The organism is Vibrio sp. 2132-1, from assembly GCF_033344315.1.
The window spans coordinates 1-508 of sequence record NZ_JAWPON010000891.1 but is presented as its reverse complement, the minus strand read 5'-3'; the positions used below and the strand labels follow the sequence as shown (position 1 = coordinate 508).

The following is a 508-nucleotide window of genomic DNA, read 5'->3' as shown; positions in this document are numbered from 1 at the left end:
GATTTCTTTCTCTTTGTCTTCACTAAACATTGGAACGTTGTAGTTGTTCAAATCCAACACGTTCACTTGCGCGCCTTCTACTTGTTGAGCGGCGTAAGTAGCAAGCTCTTTGTTGATTGAGGTTGAGCTGGTAGATGCACCGAATGCAACAATTTTCATGGTTATATTCCTTTGTTCACGTTTTATGCTTTGCAGAATAAAAGTTAAACAGGCTGGCAACAACCACAAAAATCTTATGGAGAGATTCGAATATTTCGAAGGAGTTGATTTCAATTAAAAGGCGAGATAACGATAGAAAAGATATGCTCAGAAATAGCCAAGAAGCACGCCTAGAATAAGGTGACGTTTGATATAACCCGTTGAAAAAAATAGTCACAACAAGGTTAACAGGCTTTCATTCAGCTACACTGAGCACTCATTTACTGCAATTCGTAGAGATTATGCTTGTGATTGCAGTTCTTGCCATAGATCGCTAACAATCACGCGATCCGCAGGCGTCAGTTCTGCC

General features: G+C 40.2%; 1 protein-coding gene. It reads right to left on the bottom strand.

Going from position 1 to position 508, the window contains the following annotated elements; genetic code table 11:
* Positions 1 to 186, bottom strand: a 186-nt coding sequence (locus R8N47_RS28580) for an NADPH-dependent FMN reductase (RefSeq protein ID WP_318186531.1), incomplete at its 3' end; no start/stop codon positions are given.
* Between the last annotated feature and the right edge of the window lie 322 nt (positions 187 to 508).